This is a genomic window from Amycolatopsis sp. ATCC 39116 (assembly GCF_000231075.2).
Classification (GTDB): domain Bacteria; phylum Actinomycetota; class Actinomycetes; order Mycobacteriales; family Pseudonocardiaceae; genus Amycolatopsis_E; species Amycolatopsis_E tucumanensis.
Window position 1 is genome coordinate 67,453 of the sequence record NZ_AFWY03000021.1, and the last position, 15,108, is coordinate 82,560.

The 15,108-nt window shown below is 74.4% G+C and carries 11 protein-coding genes; 2 read left to right on the top strand and 9 right to left on the bottom strand.

Annotated elements, in window-relative coordinates; translation table 11 throughout:
- The 4 genes from AMY39116_RS0321800 to AMY39116_RS0321815 are packed head-to-tail and all read right to left on the bottom strand — an operon-like array spanning position 1 to position 3,714.
- Positions 1-969: a MoxR family ATPase gene (locus AMY39116_RS0321800; RefSeq protein WP_027936125.1), complete on the bottom strand. Its 969-nt coding sequence runs from the start codon at positions 967-969 to the stop codon at positions 1-3.
- Complete coding sequence (locus AMY39116_RS0321805) at positions 966-2,084, bottom strand: DUF4350 domain-containing protein (protein ID WP_020419754.1); 1,119 nt, start codon at positions 2,082-2,084, stop codon at positions 966-968. Before AMY39116_RS0321805 ends, AMY39116_RS0321800 begins: the two co-directional genes overlap by 4 nt.
- Positions 2,081-2,710 carry a DUF4129 domain-containing protein gene (locus AMY39116_RS0321810; RefSeq protein ID WP_020419755.1) on the bottom strand — a complete coding sequence of 210 codons (630 nt, stop codon included), beginning with the start codon at positions 2,708-2,710 and terminating at the stop codon, positions 2,081-2,083. Before AMY39116_RS0321810 ends, AMY39116_RS0321805 begins: the two co-directional genes overlap by 4 nt.
- A complete protein-coding gene (locus AMY39116_RS0321815; protein WP_020419756.1) occupies positions 2,707-3,714 on the bottom strand; it encodes a hypothetical protein in 1,008 nt (335 codons plus the stop codon). Before AMY39116_RS0321815 ends, AMY39116_RS0321810 begins: the two co-directional genes overlap by 4 nt.
- Positions 3,715-3,956: 242 nt before the next feature.
- Here AMY39116_RS0321815 and AMY39116_RS0321820 point away from each other — a divergent pair, with 242 nt between their 5' ends.
- Positions 3,957-4,832: a neutral zinc metallopeptidase gene (locus AMY39116_RS0321820; RefSeq protein ID WP_020419757.1), complete on the top strand. Its 876-nt coding sequence runs from the start codon at positions 3,957-3,959 to the stop codon at positions 4,830-4,832.
- 288 nt (positions 4,833-5,120) lie between these two features.
- On the opposite strand, the gene AMY39116_RS0321825 is transcribed toward AMY39116_RS0321820, so the two are convergent.
- The 4 genes from AMY39116_RS0321825 to AMY39116_RS0321845 form a co-directional block, all read right to left on the bottom strand.
- Positions 5,121-5,564, bottom strand: a complete 444-nt coding sequence (locus AMY39116_RS0321825; RefSeq protein WP_020419758.1) for a hypothetical protein — start codon at positions 5,562-5,564, stop codon at positions 5,121-5,123.
- A gap of 52 nt (positions 5,565-5,616) precedes the next feature.
- Positions 5,617-6,687, bottom strand: a complete 1,071-nt coding sequence (locus AMY39116_RS0321830) for a TrkA family potassium uptake protein (RefSeq protein ID WP_020419759.1) — start codon at positions 6,685-6,687, stop codon at positions 5,617-5,619.
- Between the two features lie 11 nt (positions 6,688-6,698).
- Positions 6,699-9,917, bottom strand: a complete 3,219-nt coding sequence (locus AMY39116_RS0321835; protein ID WP_020419760.1) for an ATP-dependent helicase — start codon at positions 9,915-9,917, stop codon at positions 6,699-6,701.
- Positions 9,918-10,407: 490 nt separating this feature from the next.
- On the bottom strand, positions 10,408-13,617 hold the full coding sequence (locus AMY39116_RS0321845) for an ATP-dependent DNA helicase (protein ID WP_051123578.1): 3,210 nt from the start codon (positions 13,615-13,617) through the stop codon (positions 10,408-10,410).
- A 59-nt stretch (positions 13,618-13,676) separates the two neighbouring features.
- Between AMY39116_RS0321845 and AMY39116_RS0321850 the strand changes: the two genes are divergently transcribed.
- Complete coding sequence (locus tag AMY39116_RS0321850; RefSeq protein WP_020419763.1) at positions 13,677-13,964, top strand: MGMT family protein; 288 nt, start codon at positions 13,677-13,679, stop codon at positions 13,962-13,964.
- Here AMY39116_RS0321850 and AMY39116_RS0321855 read toward each other — a convergent pair.
- Positions 13,946-15,064 (bottom strand): lipase, encoded by a 1,119-nt coding sequence (locus tag AMY39116_RS0321855; protein WP_020419764.1) that lies wholly within the window; start codon positions 15,062-15,064, stop codon positions 13,946-13,948. The two genes, AMY39116_RS0321850 and AMY39116_RS0321855, sit on opposite strands and share 19 nt — an antisense overlap.
- Between the last annotated feature and the right edge of the window lie 44 nt (positions 15,065-15,108).

A 15,108-nucleotide genomic window follows, 5' to 3' on the forward strand; every position in this document is an offset into this window, starting at 1 on the left:
TCAGCGCGGGACGGGGACGGTGGCCAGCACGCGCTCGATGACGCCGTCCGCGGTCGCGCCCTCCAGCTCGGCCTCCGGCCGCAGGTCCAGCCGGTGCCGCAGCGCGGGCCGCGCAAGCGCTTTCACGTCGTCCGGCGTCGCGAACCCGCGGCCGGACAGCCAGGCCCACGCCCGCGTCGCGGCGAGCAGCGCCGTGGCGCCACGCGGGGACACGCCGATCCGCACCGACGGCATCGCGCGCGTCGCCCGGCACAGGTCGACGATGTAGCCGAGCACCTCCGGCCCGACCGTCACCCCGGCGACCGCGGCTCGCGCGACGGCGAGCTGCTCCGCACCCGCGACCGGCCGCACCCCGGCGGCGGACAGGTCGCGCGGGTCGAACCCCTGCGCGTGCCGGGCCAGCACGCCGATCTCGTCCTCGCGCGTCGGCAGCGGCACGGTGAGCTTGAGCAGGAACCGGTCCAGCTGCGCCTCCGGCAGCGGGTAGGTGCCCTCGTACTCCACCGGGTTCTGGGTGGCGATGACGGTGAACGGGTCCGGCAGCGGTCGCGGCCGCCCGTCGACCGACACCTGCCGCTCCTCCATCGCCTCCAGCAGCGCGGACTGGGTCTTCGGCGGGGTGCGGTTGATCTCGTCGGCGAGCAGCAGGTTCGTGAACACCGGCCCCTCGCGGAAGGAGAACTCGGCCGAGCGCGAGTCGTAGACGATCGAGCCGGTGACGTCGCCCGGCATCAGGTCGGGAGTGAACTGGATGCGCGTGGTGTCCAGGTCCAGCGCGGTCGCCAGGGCCCGCACCAGCAGCGTCTTCGCCACCCCCGGCACGCCCTCGACGAGCACGTGCCCGCGGCACAGCAGCGCGATGATGAGCCCGGTGACCGCGGCGTCGTTGCCGACCACCGCCTTCCCGACCTCGGCGCGCAACGCGACCAACGCGTTCCGGGCGTCCGAAGTGGTGTCCGTGCTGGTCAACTGATCTCCCTCTCGATGCGGTCCAGCTCGTCGGCGAGGCGGACCAGACCGGCGTCGTCCCCCGGCGCCGGACCGTACAGAAGCTCCCCGACGGCCGCGGCGGGCCGTCCGGTGCGGGCCGCGACCGCGGCGACGACGGCCGCCGGTTCCGCGCCCGCGCCGAGGCCGAGCAGCGGGCGCACGCGGTCGATCGCCGCCTGCCGCAGCGTAGCCGCGGCATGGTCGGCCGCACCGGCGCGGCGGTAGAGCCGGGCGCGGCCCTCGGTGGTTTCGGCGGCGCGGACGACGACCGGCAGCCGTTCCGCCACGACCGGCCCGAGCCGCCGGGCCCGCCACAGCGCGAACAGCACCGCGGCCACGCCGAGCTGGACCGCGCCGAACAGCCACGGGCGCGGAATGAGGTCGGTGAACGACCGCGCCACGATCCCGGCGCCCGCGTCACCCGGCGTCGGCACATACCAGACCAGCGTCGCGTGTCGGCCGAGCAGGCGCATGGTCAGCGCCGCGTCGCCGGCCTCGTCGAGCCGGTCGTTGGTCATCGGCGCGCCGCCACCCAGGACCGTGGTGGTGCCGCGGTCGCCGGGCAGCTGCAGCAGCGTGCCGTCGTAGCAGCCGCGCGCCCGGCCGTGCGCCTCGTAGGTGAAACCGCCCAGCACCGCGTTGCCCGCGGCGACCGCGCCGGCCACCGTGCACCCCGGCTCGCGCGCGTCGGGCTCGACCTCACCGCTGACAACCACGCCGGGCGCCAGGATGTCGAGCACCGGATCGTCGGGGCCGACCAGCACCGCGTCCGTGGCGCGGGACCGCAGCGCGGCGAGCCGGCCCGGTTCGACGCGGCCGGGGGCGGTCACGAGCAGGGTGGCGTCGCCCTGCAGCGCCGCCTCGGCCTCGGCGTAGGTCCGCGCGGGGACGATCCGCACGCCTTCCCGTTCGAGCAGCCGCGCCAGCGCGCGCGAGCCGCCGGGGGCGGCCGAGTCCGGGTCGAGCGACCCGCGCTGCTCGCCTGCCGAGCTCAGCAGCACGATCACCGCGCCGATGAACACGATCACCGCGATCACCAGGGGCGCGCGAGCCGCCCGCCAGATCCGGCGGGAGTCGGGGGACACGCTGGTCACGCCGGCACCTCAGGACGGGTCCGGCGGACCAGCTCGTCGAGCTCGGCCAGATGCCGGTAGCCCTCGGCGGTGGCCGGGCGGCCGCCGTAGTGCACGGCGTCGAACAGCTCCGCGCCCTTCCGCAGGGCCTCGCGGGCGGTCGGCAGTGGACCGGCCGCCTCGCGGGCCGCCTCGTCCGCGGTGCGCCCGGCCCGTTCGTCGAGCACCCCGCGCTCCTCCAGCGTCCGGACCACGGCGCGGAACCGGTCGCGGACCGCCGCGTCCAGCTCGCCCGCCGCGAAGGCCCGCTCGGCCCCGTCGCGGTAGTCCTGCGCGGTGCGCGACCGGTCCGCGAAGACCACGGCGGGCCGTCGCGCGGACCGGGCGAGCGGCCCGACCCGCAGCCGCACCACCACGATCACCAGCACCAGCACCGCGATGAGCACCAGCACGCCGAAGCCGCCGCCGGGCACCAGACCCGACGCGCTGGTGAACAGGTCGGATATGCGTTCGGCGAGCCACCCGATCGCCCGGTCGAACCAGCTCGGCTGCGCCAGGGCGTAGGCGGGGTCGGACAGCTCGGCCTCGGCGGCGCGGCGCGCGTCGTCGGCGTCGACGACGACCGGGACGTCGGCGAGCCGGATCAAGCGGTGCCCGCCGCCCGCGCCAGCTGGAGGTCCATGCCCTCCTTGCGCATGCGCTGGTCGATGTAGAGCAGGGCGGTGGTGTTCGCGACGAACGGCTGCACGATCGTCTGGGCGATCACCTGTCCGACCGCGACGAGCAGCAGGGCGCCCCAGCCGGCCGGGACGGCCTCACCGGTCAGCACGTCGGTGCCGCCGGCGCCGAGGCTGAACGGGATGTCCACGAGGTACTGCAGCACGGTCGCGATCACGCCGGCCAGCAGCAGGATGCCGAAGCACCGCCACCACGAGCCGGACACCAGCTGCCGGGACCGGGACAGCGCCTGCCCGACCTTGGCGCGCTCCAGCACGAGCGCGGGCGTGGTGAGGCCGAACAGCGTGTAGAGCCAGATGCCCGGGATCAGGCACAGCACCGAACCGGCGGCGACCAGCAGGACGTAGACGATCGTGGCGCCGAGCAGCGGCAGGAACCGGGGCTTCGCCTCGGCCATCGCCTCCGCGAAGGTCACCGGCTTGCCCAGCACCGCCTTGCCGATGACCACGGTCAGGAAACCGGACAGGAAGGTCTGGGTGAGCACGGTGATGATCACCGCGACGCCGGTGATCAGCGCCGTGTCGCCGAGCACGTCCAGCGCGGCGTCCTGGATCTGCTGGTCGGTGGCGGCCGGGCCGAGGTTCTGCAGCGTCTGGACGTCCGGCAGCAGGTAGCGGCTGGCCAGCAGCTGCAGCACCGCGCCGATCACCGCGACGACCGCCGACGAGCCGAACACCAGCGCCGGGTGGCGGCGCATGGTCGTGATGGCGCCGTCGAGGATCTCGCCGACCGTCAGCGGGCGCAGCGGGATCACGCCGGGCTTGCCGTAGCCGGGGCGCGGTCCCCAGCCCTGCTGCTGGTAGGGCGCGCCCGGCGGGGGCGGCGCGGGCGGCATCGGGTTGCCGGCGGGAGGCGTCGGGTCTTCGGGCCGGTCCTTGGGATCGGGGCCGGTCCAGCCTCCGGTGTCGCTCATCGGGTGTTCTCCAACTCGCTGCGGGTCGCTTCGCCGCCCACTCTCGCAGAGCGGTCCGGCACCGGCCACGGGTGGCACGCGGCCGCCGCCGAGTCGTGATCTCACTCGCGCGGCACGCGCGCTGACTATGCTGGCGCCCGATGACGCCTCCGCCGCAGCGCCCACGGGAACCGTTGCCGCCGCCCTCCTCCGCGCCGCGGCACCGGGCACAGCGTCGTTCCTCGCGACCGGTCACGGCGTTCGTGCTGAGCGCGGTCGCGGTGCTGCTGGCCGGGCTGGTGGTGTTCATCGCGGTCGGCAACGGCACGGACCCGTCGTCGCCGACCGTGGCGGCGCCGACGACCACCGCGGTGAGCGGCGGCAACGCGGCGGGCGCGGCGACCGGCTCGGTGGACGGCGAGAAGATCCTGGAGCTGGCGAACCACCCGATCCTGCGCAACCCGGACGACGGCCTGCAGAACTTCGCCTGCGACCTGCCCGAGTGGCACAGCGACCAGGCGTCCGCCGAGGCCTTCTTCACCGCCGCCGACCAGTGCCTCAACGAGGCGTGGGGCCAGTTCCTGGAGCGGTACAACCTGCCGTTCACGCCGCCGAACCTGCACTTCCCGACCGGCACCCACTTCACCACCGCGTGCGGCACGATCGCGGTGAGCGTGGCGACGGCGGCCTACTACTGCGACGACAACCTGTACGTGCCGTTCCGCGGGCTGCAGACCGACCAGTACGGCGACAACCCGGGGGTTTACCTGGCGCTGTTCGCGCACGAGTACGGCCACCACGTGCAGGAGGTCGCCGGGATCATGGACGCGGTGTGGCAGCAGATCTACGCCGTCGGGCAGAACACCCCGGCCGGCTTGGAACTGTCGCGGCGCAAGGAGCTGCAGGCGCAGTGCTTCTCCGGGATGTTCCTGGGCGCCGTGGTCGACCGGGGCGGCTCGGTGACGCGCGACATGTACGCCAAGGCCTGGCGGGACCAGGACACCCGCGGCGACAACACCTCGGGCAGCTCCGACCACGGCAGCAACGCGCACTACGCGCAGTGGTGGCGGACGGGCGCGCAGTTCAACCGGATCGCGAAGTGCAACACGTTCGCCGCACCGGCGTCCGAGGTCAGCTGACTCGCCTGGCGGCCGCGCTTCGGGCCTGCTCCGCCGCACGGTGCCTCGACGAGAGCGTCGCCCAGCGCGGCGGCCGAGGAGGGTGACGCGAAACGAGATGTCGACCGGGCCTTGGGAAGCGGCGGTTCGCGTTGTTGCACGCGCCCGCGGATTCTGGCACTCCCGCCCAACTCCCTGCGGTCGGTCGACGCTCGACATCGCACCCGCGTCCGAGGTCAGCTGACGCGCTTGGCCGCGCGACGGGTCCGAAGTCAGCCCCCGCGAGCCACCTCGCGCGACGCCCCAGAATCAGCTGACCGTCGCTGCCCGCCGGGGGCCGCGGTGGACCAGGAACGCGTACGTGCCTCCGCCGAGGCAGCTGAGCGCCAGCAGCGCCAGCCCGATCGGGCGGCGCAGGTCGTCGTGGCCGGTGACGACGTCGGCCAGGTGCACCTGGATGTCCCCGTCCCCCACCGAGGCAGGCACGGTGACGTCGACGCGGTCGTTCTGGTCGTGCCCGCACGCGTCCAGGGTCCCGGTGCGCACCTGCCCGCCGACCGTGATCTCCACCGCCTCCTGCGGGTTCGGCTCGGAGCACTCGGCGCCCTTGGTGACCGTGGCCTGCGCGACCGTGCCCTGCGCGGCGGCCGCGGTGCCCAGCATCCCCGGCCCCGCCCACCACACGGCGGTCACGATGGCGATGCCGACCAGCACGGCGACGGCGAGGGTGTTCCAGCGCAGCACGATCCCCATGCTTCCAGAAGCGCCGGGTGAAGCACAGCCGCCGACGGGCTGCCGAGATCTATCACTCAACCCGGTCGGCCGGGGTCACTTTCTTCACGTAGAGCAACCGGTCCCCGGGTTCGATGGCGTCCACGGCGGCCGCATCCACCCGGTACAGCTCCCCGTCGCGCACCACGCCGAGCACGATGTCCGGCAGGTGCCGCGGCGAACCGCCCTCCTCGGACTTCTCCGCGGGGCGCTCGGCGATCGCCAGCCCCGACTCGGGCGTCAGCAGGTCCTCGAACATGTCAACGACGACCGGCGTGGACGTCGCCATGCCGAGCAGCCGTCCCGCGGTCTCGCTCGACACCACCACCTGGTTCGCCCCGGACTGCTTGAGCAGGTGGACGTTCTCCGCCTCCCGCACCGAGACCACGATGTGGGCCTTGGGGGCCAGCTCCCGCGCGGTGAGCGTGGCCAGCACCGCCGAGTCGTCCCGGTCCGCGGCGACGACGACCGCGCGCGCCCGCTGCACGGCCGCCACCCGCAGCACGTCCGACCGGGTGGCCGACCCGTGCACGGTGACCAGGCCGAGCGCGGCGGCCGCGTCCAGCGCCTGCTGGTCGGTGTCCACCACGACGATCTTGTTGGGCTCGATCGCCTCGTCCCCGAGCAGGGTCTTGACCGCGGCCCGGCCCTTGGTCCCGAACCCGACGACCACCACGTGGTCCCGCACCTTGGTCCTCCACTTCTGGATCCGGAACGCCTGCCGCGACCGCTCGGTCAGCACCTCGAGCGTGGTGCCGACCAGGACGATGAGGAACAGCACCCGCAGCGGCGTGATCACCAGCACGTTGATCAGCCGGGCCGAGTTCGTGACCGGGGTGATGTCACCGTAGCCGGTGGTCGACAGCGACACCGTGGCGTAGTAGAACGCGTCGAGCAGCGACAGGCCGTCCTCGTTGACGTCCCGGTAGCCGTCCCGCCCCAGGTAGACGATGAACACCGCGGCGACCAGCGCCAGCAGTGCACCGAGGATCCGTCTGCCGATCGACCGGATCGGGCTGAGGGCCGGCTCCGGCATCCGGACGACGCCGACGAGCGAGTGGTCCGGTTCGTCCGCGACACGCACCCGCGGATCGTAAGCGATCATGTGAGGCCTCGCTAGGGCTGTGGCACGCTGCGGAGCAGATCACGCAGACCGTCCGCGTCGAGCAGGTCCACCGGGCGCAGCGTGTGGTCTTCGCGCACGTAGTGGAAGGCGGCCCGCACCTTCTCCAACGGCGTTCCGGACAGCGACGCCCAAGCCAGACGGTACGCCGCCAGCTGCACGGCGAGCGAGGCCATCCGGCCCTCCTCCGGCACGGCGCCGGTCTTCCAGTCCACGACCGTCCAGCCGCCGTCCGGGTCGGCGAACACCGCGTCCATCCGCCCGCGCACGGTCACGCCGTCGACCTCGGTGGAGAACGGCACCTCCACCTCGTGCGGGGTGCGCGCGGCCCACGCGCTGCGGTCGAAGGCCTCCTGCAGCGCTTCGAGTTCGTCGTCGCCGGCCTCGTCGGGGTCGGCGGCGCCGGGCAGCTCGTCGAGGTCGAACAGGCGGTCGCCGGCGAAGCGGCGCTCCAGCCAGCCGTGGAAGGCGGTGCCGCGACGCGCGAACGTGTTGGGGGGCACCGGCAGCGGGCGGCGCAGGCGGCGGGCCAGCCCGGCTGGGTCCGCGGCGAGCTCGACGAGCTGGCTCACCGACAGGTGGTCGGGCAGCACGACCTGCTCGGCCGTGCCGCTGCGCCGGGCGAACTCGGCGAGCAGGACGTCGGTGTCGGCGATCCAGCCGTCCGGGTCGTCCTCGTCCTCTTCGTCGACCTCGCCCTCGGCCAGCGCGGTGCGCACCAGGTCGGCGCCCTCGTGCACGGCGTCGCGGCGGCCGGTCAGCGGGTCGGACGGCCACTGCGCCGACCGGGCCTGGCTGACCAGCGGGTTTTCCTCGTCCGCAGGCGGTTCCTCGGCCCAGGCGGCGACCTTGCCGACGCCCTCCTTCGCCAGTTCGCCGACCTCCAGCAGGAAGTCCGACGGGCCCTTGGGGCGGGTGCTGGTCTCGTTCCACCAGTGCCCGGACACGATGAGCGCGCGCTCGGAGCGGGTCAGCGCCACGTAGCAGAGGCGGCGTTCCTCGTCGGCCTCGCGCTCGGCGAAGTCCTGCTCGTGGATCTCGAAGGCCTCGATGACCTCCTTGCGGTCCATGCCGTCGGACACGCGCAGCTTCGGCAGGTCCGCGGAGTCGCCGCGCAGCGCCGCAGGCAGCGACGTGACCGTGCGCAGCCACGACGAGGACCGGCGCTTGTTCGGGAAGACCTCGCGCGCCAGGTGCGGCACGGCGACGACCTCCCACTCCAGGCCCTTCGCGGAGTGGACGGTCAGCACCTGCACCCGGTCCGGCACCACCTCGACCTCGCCCGGGGTGAGGCCGTCCTCGGCGTGCGCGGCGGTGGCGAGGTAGTCCACGAAGGACATCAGCGTGGCGGTGGGCGAGGTCTCCGCGAAGTCCGTGACCACGTCGGCGAACGCGTCCAGGTGCGCGCGGCGGGCGCTGCCGGGGCGGGCCTGCGCTTCGACGTCCAGCAGCATGGTCCGCTCCACGTCGGCGACCAGCTCGGGCAGCGACTGGTCCAGCCGACGGCGCAGCGCGGCGAGTTCGTGGCCCAGTTCCCGGATCCGGCGGTAGCCCTCCGGCGAGTAGCGCTTGGGGTCACCCGGGTCGTCGAGGGCGTCGATCAGCCCGGTCTGCTCGGCGCGTTCGGCGAACAGATCGTCCACCTTGGACTCTTCCGTGGGCGGGGGCGCGGAGATTTCGTTGGCGCGCCGCCACAACGCGGCCAGGTCGGCGGCCGCCAGACGCCAGCGGGCGCCGGTGAGCAGGCGGGCGGCGGCGGTGCCCGCCAGCGGGTCGGCGAGGACGCGCAGGGTGGCGACGAGGTCGGCCACCTCGGGTTCGTCGAGCAGCCCGCCGAGTCCGACGACCTCGACCGGCAGTCCGCGTGCCCGCAGCTCGGCGGCGATCGGGGCCATGTCGGCGCGGCGGCGGACGAGGACGGCGGCGGTGGGCGGGACGCCGTGCTCGGCCTGGTGGGCGAACCACCTGTGCGCCAGGGCGTCGGCGACCCACTCGCGTTCGGTCCGGATGTCGGGCAGCAGGGCGACTTCGATGTCGGCGGGCGGCGCGCCGTCGCGGGCGCGGAGCCGTTCGACGCCGAGGCCGCGCTGCCGCAGTGGTTCGGCGATGCCGTTGGCGAGAACCAGGACTTCGGCGGGATTGCGGAAGCTGGTGAGCAGGCCGTACTCGCGGGCGGGTTCCAGGCCGGGGCGCGGGAAGTCGGTGGTGAAGCGGGGCAGGTTGGCCGCGCTGGCGCCGCGCCAGCCGTAGATGGCCTGCGCGGGGTCGCCGACCGCGGTGACCGGCAGTGGTTCGTTCTCGACGCCGCCGAAGAGGGCGCGCAGCAGGATGCGCTGCGCGTGGCCGGTGTCCTGGTACTCGTCGAGGAGGACGGCGCCGTAGCGGGCGCGTTCGCCCTCGGCGACGGCCGGGTGGTTGTCGGCGAGCGTCGCGGCCAGTGACATCTGGTCGGCGAAGTCGAGTGCGCCCTCGGCCCGCTTGCGGCGCTGGTACTCCTCGATCAGCGGGATGAGCGCGAGGCGGAACTTCTGCGCGGCCACGATGTCGGTGAGCGACTTCGGCATGGCGGCGCGCTGGCCCTTGGCGCGCGGGGCCCGTTCGATGAGGTCGCAGAGCCAGCGCGTGTACTCGGCGAGTTTTTCTTCGGTGACCAGGTGTTCGCCGAGTTCGCCGGTGAGGGCGAGCAGTTGCGCGGTGACCGAGGCCGGGACGCGGTCGGTGTCCAGGTCCTCGTCCCAGGTGGAGACCACACGGTGGGCGAGCTGCCAGGAGCTGGTCTCGGAGAGGAGGCGGACGCCGGGCTGGACGGGCAGGCGGAGGCCGTGCTCGGCGAGGAGGCGGCCGGCGTAGGCGTGGTAGGTGAGGACGGTGGGCTCCCCGGCGACGACCGCGGCCCGGCGCGCGCCGCCCGGGTCGAGGCGGTCGAGGAGGCCCGAGCCGGCGAGGCGGCGCAGGCGGGCGCGGACACGGTCGGCGAGCTGGCGGGCGGCCTTGCGGGTGAACGTGAGGCCCAGGACGCGCTCCGGGGTGACGAACCCGTTGGCGACCAGCCAGACGACGCGGGCGGCCATGGTCTCGGTCTTGCCGGCCCCAGCCCCCGCGACGACCAGCGCGGGCTCGATGGGCGCCGCGATGACCGCCGCTTGCTCCGGGGTGGGCGGGTGGAGGCCGAGCGCGTGGGCGACTTCAGCTGGGGAGGCGATCTCGGTCATGGGTTGGCGGGCTCGGCTCGGGTGGCGGGTTCGGCCCGGGTGGCGGGCTCGACTCGGGCGGCGGGCTCGGCCCGGGCGGCGGGCTCGACTCGGGCGGCGGGCTCGACTCGGGCGGCAGGCTCGGCCCGGCCGGCCCGGGCGGCAAGCTCAGCCCGGCCAGCAAGCTCGGCCCGGCCAGCAAGCTCGCCCCGGGCGACAAGCTCGGCCCGACCAGCAAGCTCGCCCCGGCCGGCAAGCTCGCCCCGGCCGGCAGGCTTGACCCGGCCAGCGAGCTCGGCCCGGGCGACAAGCTCAGCCCGGCCAGCAAGCTCAGCCCGGCCAGCAAGCTCAGCCCGGCCAGCAAGCTCAGCCCGGCCAGCAAGCTCAGCCCGGCCAGCAAGCTCAGCCCGGCCAGCAAGCTCGACCCGACCAGCAAGCTCGCCCCGGCCGGCCCGGGCGGCGGGTTCGGTCATGGGTCGGCTCCCGGGTCGGTGGGCGCCGGCGATTCTCCTCATGGGCCCGTCACCTGCCTGCCCTCCGGGCGCAGCGGGCACGATCCCTTCGCCGGGCAGCGGTCGCAGTCCGGGTTTTCCGTCGCGTCGTACTCCGGGCCCGTCGCTGACGCCGCGACCTTCCGCACCAGCTCCAGCCACTCGCGGCCGCTCTCGTCGTCCAGCGGGGGCTGCTCCCGCACCGTCGCGCCGGTCTTGTTGTGCGCCTTCGCCAGGTACACCAGCTTCGCGCCGCCCGGGCGCTTCCCCCCGCCGAACGCGCCCAGCAGCACCGACAGCTGGTACGCCGCCAGCTGCGGGTTCAGCTCGGCGTCCGCGGCGCTCACCGCGGTCTTCCCCGTCTTCAGGTCGACGATCACCGGCCGGCCCTCGGCGTCGTGCTCCAGGCGGTCCACCCGGCCGCGCAGCTTGACCAGCAGACCGTCACCACCGACCGGCAGCTCCACCTCGATGTCCTGCTCGATCCCCATCTGCTGCAGCTCGTGCCGCGAATTGTGCAGCCACGCCAGGAAGTTGCGCACCATCTGCTCGACCCGGTTGCGCTCCCGCCGCGAGAACCACGGCGCGCCGGCGTCGACCTTCGCCCACGCGTCGTCCAGCGCGCGGCGCAGCCCCTCGTCGTCCATGCCGTCCGCGGCGGCCTGCGCCAGCTCGTGCACCAGCGTCCCGGTGATCGCCGCCAGCTGGGCCGGGTCGGAGCCACCGTGCCGTTCGATCAGCCACCGCAACGGGCACTTCTTCAGCGTGTCCACAGTGGACGGCGAGATCCGGATCACGTCGCCTTCGCCGTAGAGCGGGGTGTCCGTCGACGTCTCCACCAGGCCGTACCAGGAATCCGGGTGCGCGCCGGGCACCCCGGCCCGCGCCAGCCGCGCCAGCTGCCGCGCCGCCCGCGCCCGCCGGTCCGGCGGCACCTCCGGGTCGCACACCGCGCGCCGCAGGTCGCCGACCAGCTCGGCCAGCACCAGCGACCGGCCCGGCGGCTTGACCCGCGAGTCCAGCCCGGACTCGTCCGCGCTGTTGGCCTCCAGGTCGTCGACGAACCGCGACGGTTGCTCGTCCTCCCCGATCACCGCGCTCACCAGCAGCGTCCGCTTCGCCCGGCCGAGCGCCAGGTAGAACAGCCGCCGCTCCTCGGCGAGGATCGGCGCCGTCGCGGACACCGTCTCCTCCTCCAGTCCGGACAGCAGGTCCACCAGCCGCTCGACGCCGAGCAGCGAACCACGCAGCCGCAGGTCCGGCCAGCTGCCCTCCTGCACGTTCGCCACCGCGACGACCGTCCACTCGCGACCGGCCGCGCCGTGCGCGGTCAGCATCGACACGCCCTCGCCGCGCATCGCCACCGGGGCGAGGCTGTCGCCCGCGATGTTCTGCGACGACAGGTAGTCCGCGAACGCGGCCACGCTCGCCTTCGGCAACCGGTCGACGTAGTTGCCCGCGGCGTGGAACAGCGCCACCACCGCGTCCAGGTCGCGGTCGGCCTGCGCGCCCAGCGTCCCGCCGCGCCCGGACAGCCGCACCCACCGCTTCTGCAGGCCGCTCTCCCGCCACACGTCCCAGAGGACCTGCTCGACACCGGCGCCTCGGGCGATCGCCTCGCGCGCGACCGCGATCAGCCCACCGACCCGGCGGATCGGCGCCGCCTCGGCCTCGGCCAGCCCGCCGAGCTTGTCGTTGTCCCGCAACACTTCCACGAGCAGCTCGTCGCTCGACCGCTCGCCGCCGCCTGCCAGCTCCAGCCGCCGCAGACCGCGCCGCATCCGGCGCAGCGCCAGCGGGTCGGCGCCACCGAGCGGGGACGCCAGCAGCATCTCGGCGGTGTCGACGTCGAGCAGCTCCGGATCACCGGCGACGCGCAGGACGGCGAGCAGCGGCCGGACCGCGGGCTGACGGGCCAGCGGCAGCTCGTCGGCCGCCGACGCGATCGGCACGCCCGCCGCGCGCAATGCCCGCTGCAGCACGGGGAACGACCGTCCCGGCGAACGCACCAGCACGGCCATCTCCGACCACGGCACGCCGTCGATGAGGTGCGCGCGGCGCAGCTGGTCGGCGACCCAGCTCGCCTCGGCGGACGGGGTCGGCAGCAGCCGGACCTTGACCTCGCCCTCCTCGGACGACGGGTCGACCTCGATCGCGCGGTGCCGCTGCGCGCCCGGCAGGGTCGCACCGAGCTTCGTCACCGCCTCGTGCACGGCGAGACTCAGCCGGTGGGTCCTGGTCAGGGTCACCGTCCGGCCGCCGTCGGCGTCGGCCCGCGTGAGCAGGCCGGGGTCGGCGCCGCGGAAGGAGAAGATCGCCTGGTCCGGGTCGCCGGTCACGACGAAGTCCTCGGCCGCCGTGCCGAGCAGCCGCAGCAGGCGGAACTGCAGGTGGTCCAGGTGCTGGGCGTCGTCGACGAACACGTGCCGGATGCGCGCCTGCTCGCGTGCCAGCAGGTCGGGGTCGCCCTCCAGCTCGACGAGCGCGCTCGCGACCAGCTCGGCGGCGTCCAGCGCGGGCGAACCGGGCGCGCCGAGCGCGTTGCCTCCCGCACCCTGCAGGACGGTGACCTCCTCGTACTGCCGCCAGAACACCCCGGCCGCGACCCACTCCGGACGGTCCTTGCGCCGACCCAGCTTGACCAGGTCCTCCGGGCCCAGACCGCGCTCGGCGGCCCGCAGCAGCAGGTCGCGCAGCTCCTCGGCGAACCCCGGCACGGCCAGGGCGGGCCGCAGTTGCTCGGGCCAGTCCGGTGCGCCCTCGGCGAGGTCGCCTGCCAGCAGGTCACGGACCACCACGTCCTGCTCCGGACTGGACAGCAGCCGCGGCGCCGGCACGTCCTGCAGCCCGGCCTGCAGGCGAAGCAGGGAGAACGCGTACGAGTGGACGGTGCGCACGATCGGCTCGCGGATCGTGCGGGGCACGCCGTCACCCGCGGTGACGCGGCGGGTGATCTCGGCACGCAGGGCGTTGGCGGCGCGGCGGGACGCGGTGAGCACCAGCAGGCTCTCCGGATCGGCGCCGCCGGAGATGCGGGCCGCCGCCGCGCTCGTGATCAGGGTGGTCTTGCCGGTGCCCGGTCCACCGAGGACGCGGACGAACCCGCGGGGCGCCGCCAGCACCGCCCGCGCGTCGGCGTCCCAGCGCTCCGGGCGCGGCTCGGGGACGGGCAGCCGAACCAGCCGCGCGCCCGCCCGGGGCCGGGTCCCCTCTCCGCTCACGTCTGGCATGGAATCACGACCGCCCGACAGAACCGGGGACCGGCACACCTTGGCGGTAGTTTGGTCACGTGGACGAGGAGCTGCACGAGCGGGTGCGCGAGGTGGTCGCGACCGTGCCGCCGGGGAAGGTCGCCACGTACGGTGACATCGCGGCGATCGCCGGCGCCCCGTCACCCCGGATGATCGGCCGGATCCTGTCCGAGGACGGCGCGGACCTGCCGTGGCACCGGATCCTGCGCGCCAACGGCACGCCCGCGCCGCACCTCGTGCACCGGCAGCTGGAGCTGCTCCGGGCCGAAGGCGTGCTGGCGGACGGTCAGAAGGTGAACCTCAAGACCTACCGCTGGCAGCCGTAGAGCCGCTGGTCGAAGAACTCGACGAGGCCCGTCCGCTGGAAGTCCAGGCTGTGGGCGGCCTCCACGTCGCCGATCCAGGGCGCGGTGACCGCCGGGTCGACGCCGAGCCGGGGCAGCAGGAACTGGTAGTCGGTGTAGCTGAAGTGCTCCCCGCCCGCCAGGTGCCGCTGCTCGACGGAACCGCGCTGGTTGCTCAGGAACTCCTGCCAGGACCCGTCCGTGTCTGCGCTGTGGTCACCGGCGCTCATCAGCAGGAACGGCTGGTCCAGGCCCTGCTCGACGGCCTGTCCGAAGATCCGGTCGCGCTGCGAGTAGGCCATGCTGCCGTCCAGGTTGGCGCCCGCGTCGATCCGCGGATCGGCCAGCATCGTCTCGGCCGTGGTGAACCCGCCTGCCGAATGCCCGAACATGCCGATCCGGGTCAGGTCGAGCGAGCGGCCCAGCCGGGCGGGCAACGCTCGCCGCGCGACGTCCGGGTTGCCGCCCCGCGCGAGGACTTCGAGCTGGTCGAGGACGAACCGGGCGTCCGCGACGCGGGTGGCGATCATCCGGCGGCCGACCTCGACGCTCTGCGGTGGCAGGGAGCCGTGCACCAGGCGGCCGTCCGGGAACTCCACCACGGACGTCTCGCCGGGGTGGTCGAACGCGACGGTGACGTAGCCCCGGCTCGCGAGCTCCTCCAGCTGGGTGGTCGCCAGCGCGCGGGGCTGCTCGGCGCCCGGTGTGTAGAGCACGACGGGCAGCCGCCCCGCGGCGACGGGCGCGCCGGAACGCGCGTTGGTGGTGAAGCCGTAGTCCAGCCGGGCCGGGTCCATGCCGAGCCGGGCGGCGTCGGCCTCGGCGATCACGGCGGCGGCGCCCGGTGTCAGGAACGGCGCGCGCGGGCCGCGGTCGTGGACGGCGGGGTACCGCACCGTCGCCATCAGCTCGCGGTCGCGGGCCTGGTCGGCCAGGTGCAACTCGGTGACGCCGACGGCGAACGGGCCGGACGGTTCCGGCAGGGCGAGTGCCGTCTCGGCCGACGCCGGGACCACGGTGAGCGCGAAGGCGGCGGCGGTGAGCAGCGCGAGACGGCGGGTTAGCGATCTTGGTTCAACCATGCACCGAACCTAGGAACGGGCCCGGCCGGGCACATCCGGATGAT